Below are 26141 nucleotides of genomic sequence, written 5' to 3'. Positions count from 1 at the left end.
CGGCGTCACCGGCCGTGTCCGGCGGGGGCCGCCGCCGCGCCGATGTCGCGCAGCACACCGGCCACGTCGAGGCAGGCGCCCCGGGCGAGCTCGGCCTCGTACCGCTCGGGGGGCAGGGCCGCGCGGGCGTCGGCCTGCACCCGGGCGGCCTGGCCGGCCTCCGGCTCGGGGCGCGGGTTGCCCTCCCGCCAGTGGTCCGCGGCGGCGAACAGCCGTACCGCAGCGGCCAGATCGCCGCACCGGGCCCGCAGCCCGGCCGCGGTGTCCACCAGCACCGCCGTGATGACCTCGGAGCACCGCCGGTCCACGGCCTCGCGCAGCGCCTCGGCGAGGATCGGCAGCCCGTGCGCGGGACCCGACTCCTCGGCGGCGAGCAGCGCCTCGACGGTGCGCAGGGCCGCCTCGAACTGCGGAGGCGGGGTGCCGCCGCTCGCCACCGCACGGGTCTCCTCGTACAGCTCCCGGGCGCGGGCGGTCTGCCCGAAGTGCAGGGCGATGTGGGCGCGCATCAGCAGCACGAAGGCGCGCGACTCCGGCACCGCGTACCGGTCGGCGGCCTCGCCAGCCTCGTCCAGCGCGGCCAGCGCGGCCTCGGCGTCGCCGGAGCGGTAGGCGATCTCGGCGAGCCGCGCCTTCAGGAACGGCGACTCGGCGTGGGCCCCCACCTCGTAGGCGAGGCGCAGCGCCTCCTCGTACTCGGCGCGGGCCTCGGTGTACCTGCCGCGTGCCATGGCCGCCTCGCCGGCCGCGCTGCACACCTGGGCCCGCATCCAGCGGTCCCCGACACGCCGGCTGAGGGTGCGCAGCTCGGCCAGGTCCTCGTCCACGCCGCGCAGGTTGCCAGGGGAGTCGACGACCACATGGGTGCGGTACATCAGGGAGACGCCGATCTCCCAGTCGCCGCCGTGGGCGCGGCAGTTGGCGACGGCCGCGGCCATGTCCGGTCCGAGGTCCGCCGCGCCGCCCAGGTAGTAGGCGGTCAGCGGCCAGACGATGCCCGGGAGCCGGGCGGCCTGGGGGCCGCCGCGCTCGTAGGCGGCGCGGACGCGCGCCAGGTACCGCGGGGCGCGCGGGTCGGCCGCGAGCTGGTCGGCGCCCGACTCCGAGGTCAGGAACAGGTAGAGCATCCGCAGGTCCATCCGCAGCTCACGCAGCGGATGCCCGGCCTCGCCGTCGGGCTTGGCGAGGAAGGCGCCGACCGGGTCGGCCGACTCGACCAGGGACATGAGATCGCCCTGCGCGTCCGAGGCGTCGGGGACGTCCGAGGCCGCGAGGGTGTCCAGGGCCACGCCCAGGCGCAGGACCAGGTGGACCAGGGCGACCGCCTCCCGGCGGTGGTTGCGCAGCCACCAGAACCAGCCCATCGCCAGGGCGATCGCGCCCGCCTCCGGCTCGTCGCCGGCCCGCACCGAGCGGTCCAGGGCCGCCCGGATGTTGTCCAGCTCGGTCTCTAGGCGGGAGATCCACGGCAGTTGGTCGGCCGACCTGAGCCGCGGGTCGGCCTCCTCCACCAGCGCCCGCACCCACGCGCGGTGCCGGCGCTCGGCCGCCGCGCGCAGTCCGGGAACCTCGGCCGCGCGCTCGGTGGCGTACTCGTGGATGGTCTCCAGCATGCGGTAGCGCATGCCGCCGGAGCCGTCGGGGCCGCAGGGCGCGGCCACGACGAGGGACTTGTCCACCAGGGCGCCGATCAGGTCGGCCGCCGGTCCGGTGCAGACGGCCTCGGCGGCGGCGAGGTCCCAGCCGCCGGCGAACACGGACACCTCGCGCAGTACCGTGCGCTCGCGCTCGTCCAGCAGGTCCCAGGACCAGTCGACGACCGCGCGCAGGGTCTGCTGGCGGGGCAGGACCGTGCGGCTTCCGGAGGTGAGCAGGCGGAAGCGGTCGTCGAGCCGGTCGGCGATCTGCCGCGGGGTCAGCAGCCTGAGCCGGGCGGCGGCCAGCTCGATGGCGAGCGGCAACCCGTCCAGGCGGCGGCAGATCTCCGCCACGGCCGCGGTGTCGGCGAGCACCGCATCGGCGTCGGGACGGACGGCCTTCGCGCGCTCGGCGAACAGCCGGTGCGCCTGCTCCGGGACCAGGGGCTCGACCGGGCGCACCGACTCACCGGGGACGCCCAGGGGTTCACGGCTGGTCGCGAGGATCGTGAGCCCGGGGCAGTGGGTGAGGAGGGTCTCGGCGAGGGCGGCCGCCGCGCCGATGACGTGTTCGCAGTTGTCAAGGATCAGGAGCCGGCTGCGCGGGGCGCAGTACTCGATCAGCAGGGCGACGGGGTCGGCCTGCGGGGCCGCCAGCTCGTTGGTCAGCAGCACGGTCTCGCGCAGACCGAGGGCGCTGACCACCGCGCCGGGCACCGCCTCGGGATGGTCGAGCGGGGCCAGCTCGACCATCCACGCCTGGGGAAGCCCTGCGGCGGCCTCCTCGGCGAGGCGGGTCTTCCCCGAGCCGCCCGGTCCGGTGAGCGTGACCAGGCGGGCCCTGTGCAGATCGGAACGAATGGCTTCGAGTTCCGGTTCCCGCCCGACGAAGGAGGTCAGCCGGGGGCGGAGATTGCCGGTGCGCTCCGGCGGCCGGGCGGGTGCGGGCCGCGCCGCCGAGGGCGCCGGGGTCTGCTGCTTGAGCAACGACGCGTGCAGGCCCCTGAGTTCCGGGCCGGGGTCGGCGCCGAGGGTGCCGGCGAGGGTGCGGCGGACCGACTCGTACGCGGTGAGGGCGTCGGCGGGGCGGCCGGTGTCGCACAGGGCGCGGATGAGGAGCGCGTGCAGGGGCTCGTCCAGCGGGTGGGCCGCGGTGAGTTCCGTCAGCTCCGGTACGACGTCGCGGGCGCGGCCCAGGTCGAGGGCGGCGGCGGCGCGGGCACGGGCGGCCTCCAGGCGCAGGGCCTCCGGGCGGGCGGCGGCGGTGCGGTCGGGGAGGTCGGCGAGGGCGGGGCCGTGCCAGAGGGCGAGGGCCTCGGTGAAGGCGCGGTGGGCGGTGGCGGGGTCGGCTGCGGCGAGGGCCTGGGTGCCGGAGTGGACGAGGCGCTCGAAGACGTACAGGTCGACGTCGTCCGCGGTCGCCTCCAGGCGGTAGCCGCCCGGGGCCGAGGTGACGGCGTGGCGGCCGAGGGTGCGGCGCAGCCGGCCGACGAGGGCCTGGAGGGCGGCGGGGGCGTCCTGGGGCGGCTCGTCCGGCCAGATCTCGTCGATCAGGGTGCCGGCGGCGGTGGGGCGGCCGGGGCGGAGGGCCAGGGCGGTGAGCAGCGTGCGCAGGCGTGGGCCGCCGACCGGCAGGGGGGCGCCCCGCTCGTCCGCCGCTTGGGCCACGCCCAGGATCCGGTACCGCACCCGGCCATTGTCCCGGCGGGCCGGGAGTGGGGCGACGGGGTTTCACCGAGCGGCGCTGGATGATGCCCGGTGCTGGACCGGGCCGGTAGGGCCGCTGCTCGCTGAGAGACGCCCCTGAGGGGCGCGGGGAACTGCACGACCGGCCACGGCGGACCCGCACCCGGCGACGGACGGACAGCCCGACGGCGTAACCCTCTTACGCGCCGGAGGCCAGCGCTCCCCTCCTCGGCTGGATCCCGGAGGGCACCGCACGCGCGCGTGCCGGTGTCCCCGTCCAGCAGGTGCCCCGGCGGGCCAGCAGGCGGTGGAGCCAGAGTTCCAGGGAGACGAGGTCGGCGAGGCCGTCGAGGGGCAGGGGCTCGCCGTCGGCCGCCGAGCGCAGCGCCTTGCGGACGACGCGCGCCTCCACCAGGCCGGCGTCGGCCAGCAGCGGGCTGGCGAACAGGTCCTGGAGCGGTTCGGCGGCGACGCGCAGTCCTGCGCGGGCGGCCGCCGCCGAGGAGGCGTGGGAGGGGGCGCCCCAGCCGGGCGGCAGGCCGGTGACGCCGGCGCCGTCCAGGACCGTACGGAGGATCGAGGCGCGGGCGCCGGGCTGGACGCGCAGGGCCTCCGGGAGGGCGCGGCAGGCGCGGACGACCTGGTTGTCGAGGAACGGCGCGTGCAGGCGCTGGGAGCGGATCTCGGCGGCCTGTTCGAGGACGCGCAGGTCGGCGGCGTGGCGGGCGAGGGCGGCACGCGCGCGGTACTCGCCGGGACGCTGGACGCCGGTCGCCGAGCGGTCCGCCTCCCCCTGCAGCAGAACCGATACTTCGGCCAGTGCCTCGCCCGTCAGCCAGCGGGCGGCCGGTCCCGGTCTGGCCCAGCTCAGCGCGGCGAGGGAGGCGCCGACCGCTCCTCCCGGCTCGTCGAAGCGGCGCCGCATCAGCCGCTCGGCCAGCCCCTCCAGGCCGGCGCGGTAGGGGGTGCGGGCGAGCCGGCGGGCGGCGCCGTACACGCGCGCGGGGACCATCACCGAGCCGTCGGCCTTGGCGAGCGCGGCGACCGGGCGGACCAGATGGCGCCGTTTGCGGTCCATCAGGAGGTCGGCCAGGCGCGCGGGGTGGGCGTCCAGGACCTGCCGGGCGCCGTGGCCGGTGAAGTGGTCGGCGCTGCCGGCGGCGAGCCGGGCGCGGTGCCGTGCGGCGGTGACCAGCGAGGGCCCGGGTTCGTCGGTGAGCGGGCCGTCGAGCTCGGCGTACGGCAGGGTCTCCTCGGCGCCGGTGACGACGACGTGGTGCAGGCGCGGGCCCGCGGCGAGGGCGCCGGCGCGCTCCAGTTCCGCCTCCCGGCCGCCGACGGCCAGGTCGTTGAAGGTCACGGCGAGGAGCCGCTCGCCGGCACCGGTGCCGTGGCCGAGGAGCGTGCCGGGTCTGCCGGGCAGCCCGGCGGCGAGCAGCGCGAGCGTGCCGGAGGCGGGGCCGCCGGAGAGGTCGGCGCCGATGCCGGGCACGGGCATCCCGCGCCGGGCCCGCCGCTCGGCCGGGCCCATGCCGGGCACCGGCCCGGGGTCGAGGTCGGGCACGTGCCGGGGCGCCGACAGACGCGCGCGCACCGCCTCCACGAGGGCGTCCCGTACGGCGTCCACGGCGCTGTCGGGGTCGGCGGGGGGCGCGGCCACGGCGAGGGAGGCGACGGGCTCGTACCCGGCGATCTCGCGCGAGCCCGCGCGCAGCACCAGCGCGTGCCCCGGCGGGACGCGCCGTACGCCCTCGTACGGGGTGGTGTCGCGCAGCGCGGCCGGTACGTCCGGGGCGGCGAGCAGGGCGGCCAGGTGGCCGAAGTCGAGGTTGGCCTCGATGAGGTCGGCCAGGGGCAGCGCGGCGGTGGCGTAGGCGGTGCCGCCTGCCCAGGGGGTGTGGAACACCGGGCGGGCGCCCGCGAGATCGCCGCAGACGGTGATGCGGCGACCGACCTTGACGACGGCCGTGTAGCTGCCCGGCCAGGTGGTCAGATGGCGCAGGGCGCCGCCGCGCGCGGTGAACAGGCCGCGGCGCAGCTCGTCGTCGGAGGCGCCGCAGATGCCGAGGACGGCGATGCGGTTGTCCGCGTCGGCCTTGACCACGCGCACCTCGTCCGGGCGCCAGTCGCCGACGGCCCACAGCGGGTCGGGGTCGCCCCACAGCAGCTGGGAGCCGACCGGGTGCAGGGTCTCGCCGTCGTAGCCGGTGGCGCCCGCGGAGCCGACTCCGGCGAAGCTCGCGGCGGTGCTGCTCCAACCCACCAACCACCGCATCGACGCCTCCACAGCCTGTGGACAACACTGCACCGCATGAACCGGACCCCCATGCTGCCACGAAGGGAGCGCTGTGGAGGGTCGGCGGCACCGGCTTCGATCGAGGGAACTGCGGGGTGGGAGCCCGGCCGACACGACGCGAATGCGCCCCCTGTACGCTCCCCCAAAACGCCCTTCGCGCCCCGAAGTTGCATGGTCGGAGCGGATGTTCACTGCGACAGGCAGGGGCGATTTTCAGCCAAATCTGCTGAACCAAAAGGAAGATGAGCACGCTCCGTACAGGCCCTCGGGGCGTGCGGCGGCGCGGACACGCGCACAGTCCGGGAGGCGGGCATCGCCTCCCGGACCGGTCCGCCACCCGCGGGGATGAAGGTGGCGGTGTCCCCCAGCCCACTGGATCCAGTACAGCGGGCCGACCCACGCAGGACCCATGGAACCGCTCCCGAGATGGCCGGAGAAGAGCGCACGGACGGGCGCACGGCCACACGCACCGGGGCACGCGGCGAACGGCCGTGCACGGTGCGTACAGGACCGCACTTCCGTACGGACCACAATCCCGCCATCCGGAACAATGCCCCTTAACGCTTGGGATGCGGCGAACTACGCTGGGTTTACGAATGCCGCATGGTTATGCCAGCGCGGCAGCCGTCTGTGTCGAGGGGTGGCGCATGTCCAGGGAGCAACGCGGGCCGAACGAAAAACTCGGCGCCGTTCTCGCCCTCGCGGGAATCAGCAACGCCGGACTCGCGCGGCGCGTCAACGACCTTGGCGCCCAACGCGGTCTGACTCTTCGCTACGACAAGACCTCGGTGGCGCGCTGGGTGTCGAAGGGGATGGTGCCGCAGGGAGCGGCGCCACACCTCATCGCGGCCGCCATCGCCCAGAAGCTCGGCCGCCCGGTGCCGCTCCACGAGATCGGCCTGGCGGACGCGGATCCCGCGCCCGAAGTGGGCCTCGCCTTCCCCAGAGACGTCGGCCAGGCGGTGAAGTCGGCGACGGAGCTGTACCGCCTCGACCTCGCGGGCCGCCGGGCCGGCTCCGGCGGCATCTGGCAGTCGCTCGCCGGATCGTTCGCGGTGAGCGCGTACGCAACGCCCGCCTCACGCTGGCTGATAACCCCCGCCGACAGCTCGGTCGCGCGGGAGGCCGGCTCCGCCGACGGCTCCGGCGCACCGATCAAAGTCGGCCACAGCGATGTGCAGAAGCTGCGGGAGGCCGCCGAGGACGCCCGGCGCTGGGACTCCAAGTACGGCGGCGGCGACTGGCGTTCGTCGATGGTGCCGGAGTGCCTGCGGGTGGAGGCGGCGCCGCTGCTGCTCGGCTCCTACTCCGACGAGGTGGGCCGCGCGCTCTTCGGGGCCTCCGCCGAACTGACCCGGCTCGCCGGGTGGATGGCCTTCGACACCGGGCAGCAGGAGGCGGCGCAGCGGTACTACATCCAGGCGCTGCGGCTCGCGCGCGCGGCGGCGGACGTTCCGCTGGGCGGCTATGTGCTGGCCTCCATGTCGCTGCAGGCGACCTATCGCGGCTTCGGCGACGAGGGGGTCGACCTGGCGCAGGCCGCGCTCGAGCGCAACCGCGGGCTGGCCACCGCGCGGACGATGAGTTTCTTCCGGCTGGTGGAGGCGCGGGCACACGCGCGTGCGGGCGACGCACAGGCCGCCGGGGCCGCGCTGAAGGCGGCGGAGGGATGGCTGGAGCGGTCACGCGAGGGGGACAACGACCCGTCCTGGCTTGGTTTTTATGGCTATGACCGGTTCGCGGCGGACGCGGCCGAGTGCTACCGCGATCTGAAGGCGCCCCGTCAGGTGCGGCGGTTCACGGAACAGGCGCTGTCGAAGCCGACCGAGGAGTTCGTGCGGTCGCACGGGCTGCGCCTGGTGGTCTCGGCGGTGGCCGAGCTGGAGTCCGGGAATCTGGACGCCGCCTGCGAGCAGGGGGTGCGGGCCGTGGAGGTGGCCGGGCGGATCTCCTCGGCCCGGACGACGGAGTACGTGAAGGACCTGCTGCACCGCCTGGAGCCGTACGGGGACGAGCCGAGGGTGGTGGAGCTGCGGGAGCGGGCCCGGCCGCTGCTCATGGCCCCGGCCTGACGGCCACCGGCATGACAAGCCTCACCGCCCGCGTTTGAAGGCGTTGTCAGTGGCGCAGTGCACTATCGAGGTGGGAGGTGGTGCAGGTGCCGGTCGGGGCGTACGACTGTGACGTGCTCGTGGTCGGTGGGGGGATCGTCGGGCTGTCCACGGCGTATGCGATCACCCGGGCCGCGCCGGGCACGGCGGTCACCGTGCTGGAGAAGGAGCCGGGCCCGGCCCGGCACCAGACGGGGCGCAACAGCGGCGTGATCCACAGCGGGATCTACTACCGCCCGGGCTCGCTCAAGGCGCGGTACGCGGTGCGGGGCGCCGCCGAGATGGTGAAGTTCTGTGCCGAGTACGGCATCGCGCACGCCGTCACCGGCAAGCTGATCGTCGCCACCGAGCGCGAGGAGCTGCCCCGGCTGCACGCGCTCGTGCAGCGCGGCAGGGAGAACGGCATCCCGGTCCGCGAGCTGGGCCCCGCGCAGATCGGGGAGTACGAACCCGAGGTCCGCGGCCTCGCCGCCATACACGTCGGCACCACGGGCGTGTGCGACTTCGCCGGAGTGGCCCGCCAGCTGGCGCGGGCCTCCGGCGCCGAGATCCGCTACGGCTCCCGGGTGGTCCGGATCGACCGCCGCCCGGAGCGCGGCGTGGCCGTCCTCACCGCGGGCGGAGACGTCGTCCGGGCCCGGGTGCTGGTCAACTGCGCCGGCCTGCACTGCGACGAGGTGGCCCGGCTGACCGGGGACGAGCCAGGGGTGCGGATCGTGCCGTTCCGCGGGGAGTACTACGAGCTGGCGCGGCCGGAGCTGGTGCGCGGGCTGGTCTATCCGGTGCCGGACCCGGCCTTCCCCTTCCTCGGGGTCCATCTGACCCGGGGCATCGACGGCGGCGTGCACATCGGGCCCAACGCGGTGCCGGCCCTGGCCCGTGAGGGGTACGGCTGGGGGGTCGTACGCCCCCGGGAGCTGGCCGGGACCCTGGCCTGGCCCGGGTCGTGGGCGATCGCCCGGCGGCACTGGAGATACGGCGCGGGTGAGCTGCACCGCTCGCTGTCCAAGGGGGCGTTCCTCCAGGCGGTGCGCCGGCTGCTGCCCGCGGTCGGGGCGGACGACCTGGTGCGGGCCCCCGCCGGGGTGCGGGCCCAGGCGGTGCTGCGGGACGGCACGCTGGTCGACGACTTCCTCATCCGCGAGGGAGCGCGGGCCGTCCACGTGCTCAACGCGCCGTCCCCGGCCGCCACCGCCTCCCTGCCGATCGGGCGGGAGATCGGGCGCCGGGTGCTGGACATGCTCGGGACGGCGTCCGCGTAGTGCCCCGTAAAATCGGAAGCACTGTGTCTGACTCCCTGAACGCGCCCGAAGCCCCCACGCCCGCCCCCCGCACCGCCGGCGTGCCCGTCCGGCACACCCGGGCCAAGGGCGAGCCCCGGTTCCCGGACGGTCCCAAGGCCGATCCCGCCGGGTCGCACTTCGAGCGGCGGATCCGCAGCTTCCAGCCGCGGCGCAGCCGGGTGACCGCCGGGCAGGCGGACGCGCTGCAGCGGCTGTGGCCGAAGTGGGGCCTGGACATCGACGGGCAGCGGGTCATCGACCTGGCCGCGCTGTTCGGCAACGAACGACCGGTCGTGCTGGAGATCGGGTTCGGGATGGGCGAGGCCACCGCGCAGATGGCCGCCGCCGACCCGGACACCAACATCCTCGCCGTCGACGTCCACACCCCGGGCCAGGGCAACCTGCTGGCGCTCGCCGACCGAGGCGGCCTGTCCAACGTACGCGTGGCCAACGGGGACGCGATCATCCTGCTCAGGGAGATGCTCGTCCCCGACGCCCTCGACGGGCTGCGGGTGTACTTCCCGGACCCCTGGCCCAAGAAGCGGCACCACAAGCGGCGGCTCATCCAGCCCGCGTTCCTCGACCTCGCCGCGGCCCGGCTCAGGCCCGGCGCGATCGTGCACTGCGCGACCGACTGGGAGCCGTACGCCGAGCAGATGCTCGAGGTGCTCACCGCGCACCCCGGCTTCGAGAACACGCAGGCGGACGGCGGTTTCGCGCCGCGCCCCGGGTTCCGGCCGCTGACCCGTTTCGAGGGCCAGGGTCTTGAGAAGGGACACGTGGTGAACGATCTGCTCTTCCGCCGCGTACCGCACCGGGACGGCGGTCCCCGCGACCGGCAGGACCGCGATCAGTCCGGTCAGCGGGGCTGACAAAAACTCCAGCCCTTCGTCCCGCCACCGTTAGGGTCGATGCCGTGGCCACCAGTCCTTGCTTCCCGACCTATCCCCCGGGCCCGCACGGCCCCGTGCTGCGCCATCCGCACTGGTGGCAGCGCCCGTGGGTGCGGTACGGGGCGCTGATCACCCTGCTGGCCATGTCCGGTCTGGTCATCCTGGCGCTGGTGCGCCGGCAGACCGGCACCGAGGGGTTCCTGGTCGGGCTCGGCCTAGCCGTGCTGCCCGTGCCCTGGCTGCTGGCCGCCTTCCGGTGGCTGGACCGGGTGGAGCCGGGCCCCTGGCGGAACCTGGTGTTCGCCTTCGCCTGGGGAGCGTGCGCGGCGGCGCTGATAGCCATCGTCGCCAACAGCTTCGCGACGAAGTGGATAGCCACCGCCACCGCCGATCCGGCCGGTGCCGACACCCTGGGCGCCACCGTGATAGCGCCCATCGTGGAGGAGTCCGCCAAGGCCGCCGCCGTGCTGCTGGTCTTCCTCTTCCGCAGACGGGACTTCACCGGGATCGTCGACGGGGTGGTGATAGCGGGCATCACCGCCACCGGGTTCGCGTTCACCGAGAACATCCTCTACCTGGGCACGGCCTTCGGGGCCGACCAGGTCAGCGGCGGCAGCGGCATCGCCTCCGTCACCGCCGCCACCTTCTTCGTGCGCATCGTGATGTCGCCGTTCGCGCACCCGCTGTTCACCACCCTCACCGGCCTCGGCTTCGGCGTCTCGGCGCTCTCCGCCGAGCGGCAGCGGGCCCGGCGGGTGCTGCTGCCGCTCGGCGGTCTGCTGCTGGCGATGAGCATGCACGCCTTCTGGAACGGCTCCTCCACCTTCGGCGAGTTCGGGTTCTTCGCCGTCTACGGCGGATTCATGGTGCCCGTGTTCGCGCTGCTGACCTGGCTCGCGATCTTCACGCGGCAGCGGGAGCTGCGCACCGTGCGGGAGGAGCTGCCGGCGTATGTGCTGGCCGGGTGGCTGGGGCCGGCCGAGCCGTTCGCGCTCGGGTCGATGCGGGCGCGGCGCACGGCCCGGGACTACGCCCGGCACCACGGCGGCCGGCCGGCGGCGCAGGCCGTGGCCCGGTACGAGGCGTACGCCACCTCCCTCGCGTTCCTGCGGCACCGGGGGCGCCGCGGCAAGGCCGGGGCCGACTTCGTCGTACGGGAGCGGGAGCTGCTGGACGAGCTGTGGAAGCGGCGGGAGGCGGCCCGGCCGGCACTGGAGTACGCGGCCCGCGTGGCCCCGCAGCCGCGTCCGGTGCACACACCGCCGGCCCCCACGCCGTACTGGCCGGCCTACGGCGGTCCGGTGGCGCCCTACTCCGCCTACAACCCGTACCGGACGTAGCGGGCGGGCGCGGGGCCTCGGCCCCTCCCCCACTGCCGCGAGTGCTGAGCGCCGTCGCGGCGCGAACGGCGCTCAGCGGCGGTGAGGGATCAGGCGGACGCCTCCGTCAGCTGGGCCAGCTCCTTCTCCGTCAGCCGCAGGCCGACCACGCCGAGCAGGGCCGGGAGCTGCTCCACCGTGCGGGCCGAGGCGATCGGGGCGGTGACGGTGGGCTGGGCGGCGAGCCAGGCGAGGGCGACCGTGGCGACGGGGGCGTCGTGGGCGGCGGCGACCTCGTCCAGGGCCGCCAGCACCTTCTGGCCGCGCTCGGAGTCGGCGTACTCCCGGGCCCGGCCGGCGCGGGCGCTGTCGACCTTGGTGCCGGGGCGGTACTTGCCGGTCAGGAAGCCCGCGGCGAGGGAGAAGTACGGCACCGCGGCCAGGCCCTCCTCGGCGACCAGGTCCTGCAGCGGGCCCTCGTAGGTGTCGCGGGAGACCAGGTTGTAGTGGGGCTGGAGGGCGACGTACCGGGCCAGGCCTTCGCGGTCGGAGAAGTCCAGCGAGGCCTTCAGGCGCTCGGGGCTGATGTTGGAGGCGGCGATGTGCCGGACCTTGCCGGCCCGGACCAGCTCGTCGAGCGCGCCGATGATCTCCTCGACGGGGGTCTCGGGCTTGTCGAAGTGGGTGTAGTACAGGTCGATGTAGTCGGTGTCCAGGCGGCGCAGGGAGGCGTCGGCGGCGGCCTTGATGTTGGCGGCGGACAGCCCCTGGTACTCGGGGTGCTGGCTGACCTTGGTGGCGACGACGACGCGGTCGCGGTTGCCGCGGGACTTGATCCATTTGCCGAGGACCGTCTCGGACTCGCCGCCCTTGTGGCCCTCGATCCAGGCCGTGTAGGAGTCGGCGGTGTCGATGAAGTTGCCGCCGGCCTCCGCGTAGGCGTCGAGGACGGCGAAGGAGGTCGCCTCGTCCGCGGTCCAGCCGAAGACGTTGCCGCCCAGGCAGAGCGGGAAGACCTCGAGGCCGGAGGAACCGAGTGTGCGCAGAGAAGTCATGCTCCAAGTCAACGCCGGCGGCGGATGATCGCATTCCGCCGCCGGCGCGGGAATCCCGCGGAAAGAGCGGTGCGGCTCAGGGGTTGAGGCCCTTGTCGCGCAGCCAGGGCGCCGGGTCTATGGCGGTGGCCTGCCCGTTCGGGTGGACCTCCAGGTGCAGGTGCGGACCGGTGACGTTGCCGGTGGCGCCGACGCGGCCGATGACCTGGCCGGTGGAGACCTTCTGGCCGACGGAGACGTTGATCGAGGACTGGTGGCAGAACCACAGCTCGGTGCCGTCGTCCAGGGTCAGGACGGTGCGGTAGCCGTAGGCGCCGGCCCAGCCGGCCTCGGTGACCGTGCCGCTGTGGACGGCCTTGATGAGGGTGCCGGTGGGGGCGGCGAAGTCGAGACCGGTGTGGTAGCCGGACGACCACATCGCGCCGGGCTGCCCGAAGGTGCCGGTGATCGTGTACGACACGACCGGCAGCGTGTACTCCTTGGCCAGCTCCGCCAGCCGCTTGGCCTCGGCGGCCTTCTTGGCGTCGGCCTCCGCCTTGTCCTTGGCGGCGGCGGCCTTGGCGGCGGCCTCCTTCTCCGCCTTGGCGGCCGCGTCGGCGGTCTGCTTCTCGGCGGCGGCGAGCGCGGCGGCGGTGGCCTTGCTGTCGGCCTGGCCCCGCTGCTGCTCGGCCTGGGCCATGATCCGGTTGCGCAGCGCCTCGCCCGCGTTGCCGCTCTCGGCGCTGTCGGTGGTGGTGCCGACCTTGCTGAGCCCGGCGGCGGTGGCCTCGGGCGTGTGGGAGGAGCCGCCGAAGATGTGCTCGACGGAGTCCAGGTCCGGCAGGGAGATGGAGACCGGCGGCTTGCCGGTGTTGGCGCTGGCCATGCCGCCCGCGCCGACCGCGGCCATCACACCGACGCCGAGGACGGTGGAGCTGCGCGCGAAGCCGCCGCGCTGCTTGGCGACGCGGTGCCGGCCGCGGACCGGGGCGACGGAGTCCTCGGTGGGGTTCCACTCCTCCCAGGGGCCCTCCTCGGCGCGGTAGGCGCCGTAGCCGAAGGTCTCCGGCTCGGCCTGCTGGGGGATGAAGGGGGCTTCTGGGGCGGGCCGGTTGGACGCCACTCGGGCGTGCTCCTTTCCTTCCTCCGCCTACCGGGTTAGCTGACGGGTTCGGAGCAGGAAGGTCTCCTACGCGCGTATACCGGTCGTGGACTCTGCGAGTTCACGACGGCATCCGCGTGATTCACCCCAAGGTGGTGGTTCCCCGGTTCCCTCGCGGGATTCGGCGCGTGCGCACGGAGCCGCCTCTTGTGACGGCTGGGACGACCGCGCTGCGTTATCGAACGTTAATAGACCTGACAGTCACTTTCCAAGCCGTTCGGCTTGATCATTAAGGTTTCCGGCGGGGGACTTACCAGCCAAGAGTGCGGCAAAAACGGGCGAGTTGACCGGCGTACAGCAGCGTCGGCGTTTATGATGGCGTCTCAGATGTTATGCGCACGGCGCTCGCCCGCTCACTCTTGGTGAGGACCGGCCGGGAGCGGCGTCGGGCGGCCTTCGGACTGGTGTATGCTGGAGTCACAACGACGCGGGGTGGAGCAGCTCGGTAGCTCGCTGGGCTCATAACCCAGAGGTCGCAGGTTCAAATCCTGTCCCCGCTACTGAAGGCCCAGGGCCCGGAAACCAGCTGGTTTCCGGGCCCTGGGTGTTTACCCCAGCAGGTGGGCGTTCGGCGTCTTGGCGAGGTCCTCCAGCTCCGGCAGGACGACCACCTGCGCGCCCCCGGCGGCCAGGACCCCGGTCCCGTCGGCCCCCGGCACGAAGGTGTCCGGCTCCCGCCACGCCGTGACCACCCGCCGTACTCCCGCGCGAAGGATCAGCTCGGCGCAGGGCTCGGGCCGCGAGGCGCGCCGGGCGCAGGGCTCCAGGCTGCTGTAGACCGTGGCGCCGGCCAGGCGCGGGTCGGCCGGATCGATCTTCGCCAGCGCGGCCTCCTCGGCGTGGACCACCGCGTCGCCGCCCTCCCGCGAATGGCCGCGGGCCAGCTCCGTGCCGTCGGCGCCGACCACCACCGCGCCGACGCTGAACGCCGTCTTCGAGGGCGGGCACAGTGCGGCCAGCTCGCAGGCGGTACGCAGCCAGTGCCGGTCGGCGGCGGTGGGCAGCGGGCCGCTGCCGGGGGCCGTCGGCTCGTACCGCATGAGGACCACGTCCTCGATACGGCGGGTCTCGGTGAGCCGCAGCCGGCCGGCCTGGTAGCCGCCCGGCCCGAAGAGGCGGGGCGCGGCCGGGTCGCCGACGAACAGCGGCGCGAGGACCAGCTGCAGCTCGTCGGCGAGGCCCTGGCGCAGCAGCTGGGTGTGGACCGTGCCACCGCCCTCGACCATCAGCCGCCGCACCCCGCGCACGTCGTGCAGATGCGACAGCAGCGCCCGCCAGTCGAGGCCGGGGCCGAGCGGGACGACGTCGGCCACGCCGCCGACCCGGCCGACGGCCCGCTCGGCCCCCTCGTCGGTGGTGTAGACGAGCTTGTCGCCGCCGGTGTGCCAGAACCGCGCGCCGGGGTCGAGGTCGCCGGTGGCGGTGACGGTCACCTTCAGCGGATACTCCGGCCGGCCCGCCCGGAGCCGGGCCGCGCGCCGCTCGGCGGAGTTGACCAGCAGCCTCGGGTTGTCGGCGCGGATCGTGCCGGCGCCGACGAGGATGGCGTCGACGGAGGCCCGCACCGCGTCGACCCGGTCGAAGTCGGCCGGGCTGGACAGCAGCAGCCGGTCGGGACCGGTGTCGTCCAGGTAGCCGTCGAGGGAGACGGCGGCGGACAGCAGCACGTACGGGTACGACATCGGCGCGGTCTCCCTGGGGGCGGCGTGCTTGGTTCAAGTTTGAAACAAACTTACACTGGCGGCATGACGACCCGCTGGCTCAGCCCCGAGGAGCAGCGCGCCTGGCGCGCGTACCTGGCCGCGACGCACCTCCTGGAGGACGCGATCGACCGACAGCTCCAGCAGGACGCCGGCATGCCCCACCTGTTCTACTCCGTGCTGGCCAACCTCTCCGACGCGCCCGACCGGCGGCTGCGCATGACCGACCTCGCCGAGACGCTGAAGATCACGCGCAGCAGGCTGACCTACGCGGTGAGCCGGCTCGAGCGGGACGGGCTGGTGCGCCGGGAGGACTGCCGCTGGGACAAGCGCAGCAGCATCGCCGTCCTGACGGACGAGGGCATGGCCGTACTGGAACGTACGGCGCCCGGGCACGTCGAGACGGTGCGCGCCACCCTCTTCGACCGGCTCACGCCGGAGCAGGTGGGGCAGCTGGAGGAGATCTGCACCGGGATCGCGCGCGGCCTCCAGGGTGAGGGCGCCGCGCCCCGGGCGGAGGACGTGCCCTGGCGGCGCCGATCGTCCTGTTCCGGCCCGGGTTCCGCGACCGGTTCCCCGGCCGGCGGAAACTGATTGCTTTAAGTTTTAAGCATGCGGTAGGGTCCCCGCGTATCGCTGCTTCAAATCTGAAGCAAGCAGCCTACGGAGGGATCCGCATGCCCGACACTCCCGCCGCCACGCAGCGCGCCCGCGTCCGGGTGCCGCTGCGCTTCCACGACGGCTACGGCGTCGACGCCGAGCTCGTCACCTTCCACGGCCTGGCCGACGGGCAGGAGCACGTCGCCGTCGTCCTCGGCGACCCGGCGCCGGGCACGGTCCCGCTGGTGCGGCTGCACTCCGAGTGCCTGACCGGCGACGTCTTCGGCTCGGCCCGCTGCGACTGCGGACCCCAGCTGCGCGAGGCGGTGGAGCGCATCGCCGGCCGCGGCGGCGTCCTGCTCTACCTGCGCCAGGAGGGCCGCGGCATCGGCCTCTACAACAAGCTCGACGCGTACGCCCTCCAGGACCAGGGCCTCGACACCTACGAGGCGAACGCCGCGCTCGGCCTGCCGGAGGACGCCCGCGACTACACGGCCGCCGCGCAGATGCTGGCCGCCCTCGGCATCGGCGAACTGGACCTGCTGTCCAACAACCCCGACAAGGCCGGCCAGCTGCGCACCCTGGGCGTCACCGTCCGGGACCGCATCCCGACCGGCGTCTTCACCACGCCCCACAACGTCCGCTACCTCCGCGCGAAGGTCCTCCAGACCCACCACACGCTCCCGCTGACGGAGCTGGGGGTGGGGTGAGCCCGGCAGGGTTCACGCGGGACGCCCGGTGACGTGCCGCGAGCACCGGCGAGCGACCCGGGCGGGACCGGGCGGCGCGCCCGGCGGGACGCCGCGAGCACCGGCGAGTGACCTGAGCGGCGCGCCCGGCGGGACGCCGCGAGCACCGGCAGGCCGGTTACGGGCATCCGGCTCGGCCTGCCCGCGGCCGCGCATGGTCTGCCGGCAGCGCCTCTCGCCTTCACAGCCCGCCCGCGGGCGCTCACGATCGGCCCGCGGGAGCTCACAGTCGGAGTCGGCCCGCGGCATCTCAAGGTCCCCCCGCGGCCCCTCACGCTCGGCCCGCGGCATCTCACCGTCTCCCCGCGCCCCCTCACGCTCGGCCCGCGGTATCTCACGGTCCCCCCGTGCCGCCCCTCACGCTCGGCCCGCGGTATCTCACGGTCCCCCCGTGCCGCCCCTCACGCTCGGCCCGCGGCATCTCACGTCTCCCCGCGACGTCTCACCGTCTGCCCGCGGCATCTCACCTGCGTGGTATCTCGCGGCCCACCCGCCCCCCTCACGCCTTGCCCCCGTCCCTCACCCCGCTCGCCGGCGTCCCGGGAGGGCCAGGGCGGGCAGGGCTGACAGGGCCAGCAGGGTGGCGGCGACCGTGTAGGCCGTGCGGAAGCCGGACGGGTGCGGGCCCGCCGCGGCCAGGACCACCGACAGCACGGCCGTGCCGACGGAGGCGCCCAGCTGGGAGTTGATGCTCAGCGCGGTGCTCGCGGCGGGCAGCCGGTCCTGGGGCAGGCCACGGCTCGCGGTGGTCATCGTCGGCATCAGCACCGTGCCGACGCCGATCCCCATCACCATGGCCGACCCGGCCATCCGCCAGGGCGCGACCCCGGGCACCCCCGCCTGCCAGGCCAGCAGCGCCATGCCGAGGGCGGCCACCGCGACACCGGCCGGGATGAGCCGGCGGGGCGCCACGCGGTCGATCCACCGCGCCGCGACCTGCATGGTCGTACCGACGACGAGACCCGTCGGCGCGCCCAGCAGGCCGGCCGCCGTGGCGCTCAGGCCGCGCTGCTGCTGCCAGTACAGCGGGCCGAGCAGCATCGAGCCGAAGTAGCCGCAGGTGAACAGGGCGAGCGTGGCTGCGCCGGCGGCGAAGGTACGGTCGCGCAGCAGACGCAGGTCCAGCAGCGGGGCGGGGACGGTGAGCGCCCGGCGCACGAAGCCCGCCGCGAGGGCCGCGCCGGTGAGCGCCGGGACGAGGGCACCGGGCGTGGCGAAGTCACCGCGTTCGCCGCCCCGGGCGAGGCCGTACAGGAGCAGGGCGAGTCCGGGGGAGAGCATCAGCAGGCCGGGGATGTCCAGGCGGGCGGGTGGATTCCCGGAGGACCGCACCGAGGTCCCGCGGGGAGCGCTCACGGCGGTTGCGGGCGCCGGCGGGTGCGCCGGCAGCAGGAGCGCGGCGAGCGCCAGGGCCACGGCGCCCACGGGCAGGTTGACCAGGAAGATCCAGTGCCAGGAGGCGGTGTCGACCAGCCAGCCGCCGAGCACCGGACCGGCGACCGGCCCGACGAGGACGGGCAGCCCGCCCACGGCCATCGCGCGGCCGAGCCGGGACCTGTCGGCGGCGCCCATCACCATCGCCATCCCGACCGGTTGCAGCAGCCCGCCGCCGAGCCCCTGCACCGCGCGGAAGACGATGAGGCTGCCCGCGTCCCAGGCGCACGCGGCGAGCAGGGAGCCGAGGGTGAAGAGCGTGAGCGCGGTCAGATAGGTGCGCTTGGCGCCGAACCGGGCCATGGCCCAGGCCGCGGTCGGGATGACGGCGGCCAGCGCGAGCGTGTACGCCGTGGTGGTCCACTGGATGGTCGCCAGCGAGGCGCCGAAGGACTGCGAGAGCCGGCGCAGCGCCACGTTGACGATCGTCATGTCGAGCACCGCCATCACCGTGCCGATGACGGTGACGGCCAGGGTGCGGTTCAGGACCGTGGCCGGATCCGGGCCCGGGCGGGCCGGCGCCTCGGCCGGCGTGGACATGCGCATCTCCATCGCCTCTCCCCCCGCCCCGCCGTCAGCCCGCGTACGGGCGCTCGGCCCGCGCGGCCCGCAACGCCCGCCCCCACCAGCCGAGTTGGCCGAGCATGCCCTTGGCGGCACCGGCGCACACGGCCGCGTCCCGGGGGCTGCCGTCCTCGCCGAGGCCGGACCAGGGGCCGTGCAGGCTGACGGAGTCCCGGACGGTCGTCGCGTGCAGTTCGGCGAAGACCAGCCGGAGTTGCTCGACCGCGCGCAGACCGCCGCCGAGCCCGCCGTACGAGACGAAGCCGACCGGCTTGGCCCGCCACTCGGCGTGGTGCCAGTCGATGAAGTTCTTCAGGGACGCCGGGAAGCTGTGGTTGTACTCGGGCGTGACGACGACGAACGCGTCGGCGGCGGCGAGCCGCGGCGAGACCTCCCGCAGCGCGGCCACGGCCTCGGGGCTCGGCGTGCCGCCCCATTCGGGCAGCACCAGCGGCAGTTCGGTCCCGGCGAGGTCGATGACGTCGAGGTCGAGGCCGGTGTCGCCGGCGGCGGTGGCGAGGAACCAGTCGGCGACGGCCCGGCCCTGCCGGCCCTCCCTGACACTGCCCACGATGACGGCGACGCGCAGCGGGGCTTCGGCGGCGGCAGCGGCCGATACGGCGTTCTCGCTGGTGACAGACACAGGTGTCCCCCTTCGTCGTGGTGGGGCGGCCGTCCGGTGCGCCCCTCGCCCAGCAAAGTACAACGCTCGTTGTAAAAAGTGCAACGCTCGTTGTAAGTCGGTAGGGTGACCGATCGAAGGACCAGGCAGGGAGGCGGGGCGTGGGCGAGACGAACGAGGCCCGGACGGCGCGGGCGCGCGGCGAGGTCTCACCGCGCAGGCTGGAGAAGCAGATGGCGATCGCGAGCGCGTCCTGCACGGTCTTCGGCCGCGAGGGCTACGCCCGCGCCTCGGTCGACGCGCTGGCCGCCGAGGCCGGCGTCTCCACGCGCACCCTCTACAACCACTTCCCCGGCGGCAAGGCACAGCTCTTCCAGACCGTGGTGACGTGGACGTCCAGCGAGGTCCGGGACGCCCAACTCGCCTGCCTGCGCTCGGTGCTGCATCCCGAGCGGCCGCCGCGCGCCGAGGACCTGGAGCGCGATCTGGTGGCCCTGGCCCGCGGGTTCGCGGGGCTCATGACGGACTATCCGAGCCACTTCGCCCTCGTCCGGCACATCCACGCCGAGGCCGACCACGTGCCGCCCGAGGTCCTCAAGGCGTGGTACGCGGCGGGCCCCGAGCCGGTCGGCCGGGCCGTCGCCGAGGCGATGGCCCGCCTCGAGGACGCCGGACTGCTCGACACGCACGGCGACGCGGCCATGACCGCCGCCCACTTCATGGCCCTGACGACCCACACCATCGTCCAGTTCACCCACTACGGCGTCGTACCGCTCCCCCGGTCGGAGACGGACCGCCTGATCACGACCGGGGTGGCGGCGTTCCTGCGGGCCTACGGGCGCCGGCCCGCCCTCTGACCGGTATCTGCCCGGCGGACGCGGCGGCCGGCGGGCTGGTCTGTCCGGCCTGGGCCGGGAGGGGCCCCCATCGCCCCGGCTCACCCGCGCCGCTGAGGCGCCGTCACTGTCCCGGGACCGGGTCCGCCGCACGGGCCGGAGGCGCTGTGGCCTCGGCTCCCGTCCCTGCGGCCGCCGTCTCCGTGGCCTTCGCGGTTCCCCGTTCCCGGTCCGCCACCGACCGCCCCCACGCCGTGCCGGCGAGCACCAGGACCGCGCCGAGCAGGCCGGGCCAGCCGGGCCGGTCCCCGGCGACGGCGATGCCGACCGCCGCCGCCCACACCGGCTCCGTGCCGAGCAGCAGGCTCACCCGGGACGGGGAGGTACGGCGCACCGCCCACATCTGCACGAAGAACGCGAACAGGGTGCAGAACGCGGACAGGTAGAGCAGCCCGAGCCAGTCCCCGGCGCCGAAGCCGGCCGCGGCCGCCCGGGGCGAGGCACCGGTGCCCGGCAGCGCCACCAGCACGGCGAACACGACGACCGCCCCGCCCAGCTGAACGGTGGTCAGCGACAGCGCGTCCGCTCCGCGTACCGACTCCATGCGGGACATGGCCAGGACATGCACGGTACGGGCGACGGCGGCCCCCAGCATCAGCAGGTCGCCGCCGGTCGGGGCGCTGAAACCGGCGCCCTGGGTCAGCAGCGCCACGCCGAGCACCGACAGCCCGGCGGCCGCCAGGAAGGAGCCCGGCAGCCCGGTGCCGCGCACCCGGCTCTCGGCCAGCGGGGTGAACACCATGGTGAGGCTGATGATCAGCCCGGCGTTGGTCGCCGAGGTGTGCACCACGCCGTACGTCTCCAGCAGGAAGATCCCCGCGAGGATCAGCCCCAGCAGCCCGGCGCCGCGCAGCTGCACGGCGCTCAGGCCGCGCAGCCGCCGCCAGCCCGCGGCCACCAGCACCGGCAGCACCACGGCGAACCGCAGCACCAGCACGGCCGGCACGGTCCGTTCCGTGGTGACGCCCTTGGCGGCCAGATAGCTGGAACCCCACACCGCCGCGACCAGCAGGACGGGAAGATCGGTCAGCCGGCCGCTGCGGGCCGCGGTGACGGTCATGGGCACTCCTCTGCGGAACCGGGGACGACGGTGCGAGGTGACCGCGTCGGGGCGCCGGCCCTCGGGAGCGGCGGATCCGCTCGGTGCCGCCGTTGAGCGCATCGCCCGCACTCGGGCCCGGACACGAGTCAGCGCCCGAGCCGGCCGAAGCCGACCCGAGCGCTGCGTGGCAGGTCGGAGGGGGTGACCCCTCCCCCGCGGCCGTAGGCCCTGTGGGACTCGAACCCACAACCAATGGATTAAAAGTCCACTGCTCTGCCAATTGAGCTAAGGGCCCGGGCGATGTTGCCTGTCCGAGCATAGCCGGACGAGGCCGCGTCTCCGATCGGGTATCGGTGACGCGGCCGCGTCGGGAGGGGACCAAGGCTCCGGATGGTCACTTTTCGACCAGGTTCGGGGCGGGGGCCCGGTCGGCGGTGAGGAACCAGTGGCGGGCCGAGGCCAGCCACCAGGTCGCGGCGAAGCCGAGGACGACCAGGACGGCGACGGGGGCGTAGTTGAAGGTCTCCCAGGTGACCGGGGAGACCTGGGGGAGCATGAAGAGGATCGTGATGACGGCCACCCACGTCACCGAGACGACCCCGATCAGGCCCGACCAGCGGCCCAGGTGCCACGGCCCGCGCTCGAAGGCGGCGCCCTTGCGGACCCGCAGGAAGGTCGGGACGACGTACGCGATGTAGAGGCCGATGACGGCGATCGACGTCACGGCGGCGTACGCCGTCGAGTTGATCAGGTACGGAAGACCGAGGGCCAGGGCGGCGAGCGCGGCCAGCCAGACCGCCGCCACCGGGGTGCGGGTGCGCGGGCTGACCGTGTGCCAGACGCGGGAGAAGGGCAGCGCGCCGTCGCGGGAAAAGGCGTAGATCATGCGGCTGTTGGCGGTCACCGACGCCATGCCGCAGAACAGCTGGGCGCCGATCACGACCAGGAGCAGCAGCTTGCCCGAGGTCGCTCCCAGCGCGTCCAGGAGGATCTGGGCCGGGGGTGCGCCGGTCGGCGAGGCCAGTTCCTTGTCGTACGACTGGATGGCGAACGTGAAGCCCAGCAGCAGCACGAACCCGGCGATCCACGACGTCCAGATGGAGCGGACGATGCCCTTCGGGCCCGCCGTGGACGCGTCGTGGGTCTCCTCGGTCATGTGGGCGGAGGCGTCGTAGCCGGTGAAGGTGTACTGGGCCATCAGCAGGCCGAGGAGGACGACGTAGGCGCCGCTGTGCCAGCCCGTCTCGTTGACGAACCTGGTGAACACGAACGCCGCCGACTGGTGGCGGTCGGGGACGAGGGCCAGCGCGCCGACGATCACCGCCACGCCGAGCACGTGCCACCACACGCTCACGTCGTTGAGGAACGCGACGATCCGGACGCCGAAGGTGTTCAGCAGGCCGTGCAGGACCAGGATCGCCGCGAAGAGGAGCACCGTGCGACCCGGGGTCACCTCGAAGCCGAACTGCAGGTTCAGGTACGCGCCGAGGAAGGAGGCCGCGCCGAAGTCGATGCCGGCGGTCACCGCGACCTGGCCCAGCACGTTGAACCAGCCGGTGAACCAGGCCCAGGCCGCCGCCGAGCGCGGGGGCGCCAGGCGGTGGGCCCAGAAGTACAGGCCCGCCGAGGTGGGGTACGCCGAGCAGATCTCGGCCATCGACAGCCCGACGAACAGGGTCATCAGGCCGACCGCCACCCAGCCCCAGGTGATCACGGCCGGGCCGCCGGTGGTCATGCCGAAGAGGTAGAGGGTGAGACAGCCGGACAGCACCGAGATGATCGTGAAGGAGACGGCGTAGTTCGAGAACGCCGACATCCGGCGGGCGAGGACCTGGGTGTAGCCGAGCTGGGCCAGCCGTTCCTCGTCCGACAGGCCACTCACTCGCGCGTCATCATCTGTCATGCCCCCAGCAATTCCCCCGCCGGTGGCGTGACATGCGTCACCCCGGTGGCGAAAAAGGGCCCGTACGACCGGAGTCGTACGGGCCCTTGCCGGGTCACTCGGAGGTCACTCGGCGTCAGCCGTTGCGCTTCCAGCGCGGCTTGTCCTCGCGGCGGCCGAAGGAGCCGCCGCCCCGGTGGTCGTCACGGCGGCCGTAGGGGCGCTCGTGGCCGCCGGTGGGGCTGCCCCCGTTCGACGGACGGCGGGAGTGCGGGAGGAAGCCCGGGCGGTCGTCGCGGCGGTCGCGGTTGAACGGCCGGTCGCTGCCCCGGTGACCACCGCGCTCGTCCCGGCGGAAGCCGCCGCGCTCGCCACGGTCACGGTCGAAGGAACGGCCACCACGGTCGTCCCGCCGGTCACGGTCGAACGGACGGCGCTCTTCCCGGCGCTCGAAGCCGCGGTCGCCCCGGTCCTCACGGCGCTCGAAGCCACGGCCACCGCGGTCGTCACGGCGGTCGCGGTCGAACGGACGGCGGTCGTCCCGGCGGTCGCCCCGGTCGTCCCGGCGCTCGAAGCCACGGCCGCCACGGTCGTCACGGCGCTCGAAGCCGCCGCGCTCGCCACGGTCACGGTCGAAGGAACGGCCACCACGGTCGTCCCGGCGGTCACGGTCGAACGGGCGACGGTCGTCACGGCGCTCGAAGCCGCGGCCACCGCGCTCGTCGCGACGGTCACCCCGGTCCTCACGACGCTCGAACCCCCGCTCACCGCGCTCGCCGCGGTCACGGTCGAAGCCGCGCCGCTCCCGGCGCTCGTACGGCGCCGAAGCCGCCGGACGCTCCTCGCGCGCGGTCTCCCGCTCGGCCGCCTGCTCGGCGACCGCCAGCTCCTCGGCGGCCGTCGCCTGCGCCTCGGCCACCGCGGCCTCCGGGTCCTCGCCGCGCTCGCGGGCGACCCGGGCGACCAGCCGGTCGGCCTCCTCGCGCAGTTCGGCGGCACGGCGCTGGGCGCGCTCCAGCTGCTTGGCGAGCTGGGCGACCTCGCGCTCGGCCTGCTGGGCGGCGTTGGCGGCGGACTCGGCCTGGACCTCGGTCATGGAGCGGGCGCCGGTGATCTCGGCGACCTCCGGGTCGAAGGCGGCGCCGCCCTGGATGATGTGGCGGGCCGCGTCGACGCCGGCGTCCTCCATCAGGCGGAAGATCTGGCGCCGCTGGTGCGGCAGGGACAGCGAGACGACGGTGCCGGTGCGGCCCGCACGGGCGGTACGGCCGGCGCGGTGCAGGTAGTCCTTGTGGTCGCCGGCCGGGTCCACGTTCAGGACCAGGTCGATGCCGTCGACGTGGATGCCGCGGGCGGCGACGTCGGTGGCGACCAGGACGTTGACGTACCCGTCCTTGAAGTCGGCCAGGGTGCGGGTGCGGGCGCCCTGGGTCATGCCGCCGTGCAGCGCGTCGGCCTTCACGCCGGCCTCGCGCAGCTGCTCGGCGACGCGGTCGGCGCCCAGCTGGGTGCGGACGAAGATGATCGTGCGGCCCTTGCGGGAGGCGATCGCGGCGGTGACCGGCGCCTTGTCCTTGGGCTTCACGATGAGGATGTGGTGCGACATGGTCGTCACCGCGCCCTGGGCCGCGTCCACCTCGTGCGAGACCGGCTCGTTCAGGTAGCGGTCGACCAGGGTCTTGATCTCGTTCTCCATGGTGGCGGAGAAGAGCATGCGCTGGCCGTCGGCCGGGACCTGGTCGAGCAGCTCGGTGACCTCGGGCAGGAAGCCCAGGTCGGACATCTGGTCGGCCTCGTCGAGCACGGCGATCTGCACGTCCTCGAGCGAGCAGGCGCCGCGGTTGATGATGTCGCGCAGCCGGCCCGGGGTGGCGACGAGGATGTCGACGCCGCGCTCCAGGGCGTAGATCTGGTTGCCCATGGAGGTGCCGCCGCAGACGACCTTCATCTTCAGGCCGACGACGTCGCCGTACGGCTGGAGGGCGTCGGCGACCTGCATGGCCAGCTCGCGGGTCGGGGTGAGGATGACGGCGCGGGGCCGCTTCTTCTCGGTGCGGCCGCCGGCCAGCAGGGCCAGGGTCGGCAGACCGAAGGAGAGGGTCTTGCCGGAGCCGGTGCGGCCGCGGCCGAGGATGTCCTTGCCGGCCAGGGCGTCCGGGATGGTCGCGGCCTGGATCGGGAAGGGGGTGGTCACCCCGTTCTGCGCGAGCTTGCGCACGACGCCCTCGGGCAGGCCGAGGTCGGCGAAGGTGATCTGGGGGGTCTGGTTCTGGGGGGTGTCAGCGGCCTCGGGGGCCTCGGTGATCTCGGTCGTCGCGTCGGCGAGGTCGCCCTCGAACTCGGCGAACTCGTTCTCGGACACGACGAACTGATCAGTACTGGACACGGACATGCGAATGCGAAACCTTCCGGAGTCTCTTCGGCACGCGCCCGTCAACTCCGTGATTCGCTCACGACCGCCTCAATGCGGTCCGCCACGGCAAAGGAGAGTACGCGCCACACGGCGCGCTCTGCGTTGGCGCCGGGCAAATGGGATCAAACGATCTACCACCATACGCACTCCCCACCCCTGAACGCAAACCGCTGTCGTCCCCGCAGGTCAGCTCCGGTCCCCGACACCGTTCCCCGCGCTCACACCGCCGCCCCCGCCGCGGGTTCCGGCGCCGGTTCGCGCTGGACGAGCTGCGAACCCGGCCCCTCGTGCGCCGACGAGGACGGCTCGGCCGACGGCGGCGCGGACGTCACCGGTGGCGGGGTCGAGGCCGGCGGCGCGGGCGGGGCGGAGGTGACCGGCGGGGGCGGCGGCGCCTTGGTCGGCGCGGGGTCGCCGGGCCGGACGGTCGTGCCCGGCTTCGCCGGTGCCGCGGGGTCGCTCTTCTCGCCGGACGGGGTGGCCGAGGGCGAGGCCGAGTCCTCGTCCCGCTTCGCCTTGCCGCCGTGCCCGTGCTTGTCGTCGCCCGCCTTGCCCGGGTGCCCGCCGAAGCCGCCGGCGCCTTCCACCGGGCCGCCGTCGGGCGCCTCGCCGCCGTGCCGGCCGGCCGAGTGCGCGGGCCTGGCCCGGCCCGCGTCGTCACCCACGTTCACACAGCCGGCGGCCGCGGCGAGGGTCAGCGCCGTGACGGTGAGCCGGACGGGTACGGACAAGGGGCGCACGGCGGCCACCTCCGGAGGCGAGAGGAGAAGTCAACCTCCCCAACTCCCGCCGCCCGCAAGAGGACACGCGCCGCGCCG

Annotated in this window: 18 protein-coding genes, 2 tRNA genes and 1 riboswitch; of the genes, 8 read left to right on the top strand and 12 right to left on the bottom strand. The window is 74.4% G+C overall.

What is annotated here, in order from left to right; all coding sequences use genetic code 11:
* Positions 1-5 precede the first annotated feature (5 nt).
* Entirely contained in the window at positions 6-3326 is a 3321-nt protein-coding gene (locus tag ACGFZN_RS10775) for an ATP-binding protein (protein WP_393858096.1), read from the bottom strand.
* A 196-nt stretch (positions 3327-3522) separates the two neighbouring features.
* A complete protein-coding gene (locus tag ACGFZN_RS10770) occupies positions 3523-5598 on the bottom strand; it encodes an asparagine synthase-related protein (protein WP_393858095.1) in 2076 nt (691 codons plus the stop codon).
* 668 nt (positions 5599-6266) lie between these two features.
* On the opposite strand from ACGFZN_RS10770, the gene ACGFZN_RS10765 reads away from it, so the two are divergent.
* The 4 genes from ACGFZN_RS10765 (at position 6267) to ACGFZN_RS10750 (ending at position 11246) form a co-directional block, all read left to right on the top strand.
* Positions 6267-7691, top strand: a complete 1425-nt coding sequence (locus ACGFZN_RS10765) for an MFS transporter (RefSeq protein ID WP_393858094.1) — start codon at positions 6267-6269, stop codon at positions 7689-7691.
* A 77-nt stretch (positions 7692-7768) separates the two neighbouring features.
* Entirely contained in the window at positions 7769-8992 is a 1224-nt protein-coding gene (gene lhgO, locus ACGFZN_RS10760; RefSeq protein WP_393858093.1) for an L-2-hydroxyglutarate oxidase, read from the top strand.
* Between the two features lie 23 nt (positions 8993-9015).
* On the top strand, positions 9016-9885 hold the full coding sequence (trmB, locus tag ACGFZN_RS10755) for a tRNA (guanosine(46)-N7)-methyltransferase TrmB (protein WP_393858092.1): 870 nt from the start codon (positions 9016-9018) through the stop codon (positions 9883-9885).
* A 44-nt stretch (positions 9886-9929) separates the two neighbouring features.
* The gene (locus ACGFZN_RS10750; protein WP_393858091.1) at positions 9930-11246 is read left to right on the top strand and encodes a PrsW family intramembrane metalloprotease; all 1317 of its coding nucleotides are present in this window, start codon (positions 9930-9932) and stop codon (positions 11244-11246) included.
* 89 nt (positions 11247-11335) lie between these two features.
* Here ACGFZN_RS10750 and ACGFZN_RS10745 read toward each other — a convergent pair whose 3' ends face one another.
* Both ACGFZN_RS10745 and ACGFZN_RS10740 read right to left on the bottom strand, forming a co-directional pair.
* On the bottom strand, positions 11336-12280 hold the full coding sequence (locus tag ACGFZN_RS10745; protein ID WP_393858090.1) for an aldo/keto reductase: 945 nt from the start codon (positions 12278-12280) through the stop codon (positions 11336-11338).
* A 76-nt stretch (positions 12281-12356) separates the two neighbouring features.
* Entirely contained in the window at positions 12357-13382 is a 1026-nt protein-coding gene (locus ACGFZN_RS10740) for a M23 family metallopeptidase (RefSeq protein ID WP_393858089.1), read from the bottom strand.
* Between the two features lie 7 nt (positions 13383-13389).
* A riboswitch (cyclic di-AMP (ydaO/yuaA leader) is annotated at positions 13390-13558 on the bottom strand.
* 289 nt (positions 13559-13847) lie between these two features.
* On the opposite strand from ACGFZN_RS10740, the gene ACGFZN_RS10735 reads away from it, so the two are divergent.
* Positions 13848-13921: transfer RNA gene (locus ACGFZN_RS10735), tRNA-Met, on the top strand.
* 48 nt (positions 13922-13969) lie between these two features.
* Here ACGFZN_RS10735 and ACGFZN_RS10730 read toward each other — a convergent pair.
* On the bottom strand, positions 13970-15103 hold the full coding sequence (locus ACGFZN_RS10730) for a dihydrofolate reductase family protein (protein WP_393858088.1): 1134 nt from the start codon (positions 15101-15103) through the stop codon (positions 13970-13972).
* 63 nt (positions 15104-15166) lie between these two features.
* Here ACGFZN_RS10730 and ACGFZN_RS10725 point away from each other — a divergent pair, with 63 nt between their 5' ends.
* Both ACGFZN_RS10725 and ribA read left to right on the top strand, forming a co-directional pair.
* Positions 15167-15715, top strand: a complete 549-nt coding sequence (locus tag ACGFZN_RS10725) for a MarR family winged helix-turn-helix transcriptional regulator (protein ID WP_393858087.1) — start codon at positions 15167-15169, stop codon at positions 15713-15715.
* An 83-nt stretch (positions 15716-15798) separates the two neighbouring features.
* Positions 15799-16431, top strand: coding sequence for a GTP cyclohydrolase II (ribA, locus tag ACGFZN_RS10720; RefSeq protein WP_393858086.1), 633 nt, complete (start codon positions 15799-15801; stop codon positions 16429-16431).
* Positions 16432-16989: 558 nt separating this feature from the next.
* Here ribA and ACGFZN_RS10715 read toward each other — a convergent pair.
* Together ACGFZN_RS10715 and ACGFZN_RS10710 are read right to left on the bottom strand one after the other, a co-directional pair.
* Entirely contained in the window at positions 16990-18444 is a 1455-nt protein-coding gene (locus ACGFZN_RS10715; RefSeq protein ID WP_393858085.1) for a DHA2 family efflux MFS transporter permease subunit, read from the bottom strand.
* 34 nt (positions 18445-18478) lie between these two features.
* Positions 18479-19111, bottom strand: coding sequence for an NADPH-dependent FMN reductase (locus tag ACGFZN_RS10710; RefSeq protein ID WP_393858084.1), 633 nt, complete (start codon positions 19109-19111; stop codon positions 18479-18481).
* A gap of 140 nt (positions 19112-19251) precedes the next feature.
* On the opposite strand from ACGFZN_RS10710, the gene ACGFZN_RS10705 reads away from it, so the two are divergent.
* Positions 19252-19947 carry a TetR/AcrR family transcriptional regulator gene (locus ACGFZN_RS10705; protein WP_393858083.1) on the top strand — a complete coding sequence of 232 codons (696 nt, stop codon included), beginning with the start codon at positions 19252-19254 and terminating at the stop codon, positions 19945-19947.
* A gap of 103 nt (positions 19948-20050) precedes the next feature.
* On the opposite strand, the gene ACGFZN_RS10700 is transcribed toward ACGFZN_RS10705, so the two are convergent.
* The 5 genes from ACGFZN_RS10700 to ACGFZN_RS10680 form a co-directional block, all read right to left on the bottom strand.
* The gene (locus ACGFZN_RS10700) at positions 20051-21046 is read right to left on the bottom strand and encodes a DMT family transporter (protein WP_393858082.1); all 996 of its coding nucleotides are present in this window, start codon (positions 21044-21046) and stop codon (positions 20051-20053) included.
* A 204-nt stretch (positions 21047-21250) separates the two neighbouring features.
* A tRNA-Lys gene (locus ACGFZN_RS10695) sits at positions 21251-21323 on the bottom strand.
* A gap of 99 nt (positions 21324-21422) precedes the next feature.
* Positions 21423-22931, bottom strand: coding sequence for an amino acid permease (locus tag ACGFZN_RS10690; RefSeq protein WP_393858081.1), 1509 nt, complete (start codon positions 22929-22931; stop codon positions 21423-21425).
* Between the two features lie 115 nt (positions 22932-23046).
* A complete protein-coding gene (locus tag ACGFZN_RS10685; protein ID WP_393858080.1) occupies positions 23047-25302 on the bottom strand; it encodes a DEAD/DEAH box helicase in 2256 nt (751 codons plus the stop codon).
* A 239-nt stretch (positions 25303-25541) separates the two neighbouring features.
* Positions 25542-26063, bottom strand: a complete 522-nt coding sequence (locus ACGFZN_RS10680) for a hypothetical protein (RefSeq protein ID WP_393858079.1) — start codon at positions 26061-26063, stop codon at positions 25542-25544.
* Between the last annotated feature and the right edge of the window lie 78 nt (positions 26064-26141).

The sequence above is a fragment of the Streptomyces sp. NPDC048192 genome (genome assembly GCF_043202415.1).
Classification (GTDB): Bacteria; Actinomycetota; Actinomycetes; order Streptomycetales; family Streptomycetaceae; genus Streptomyces.
This window is presented reverse-complemented; position numbering and strand designations above follow the sequence as displayed.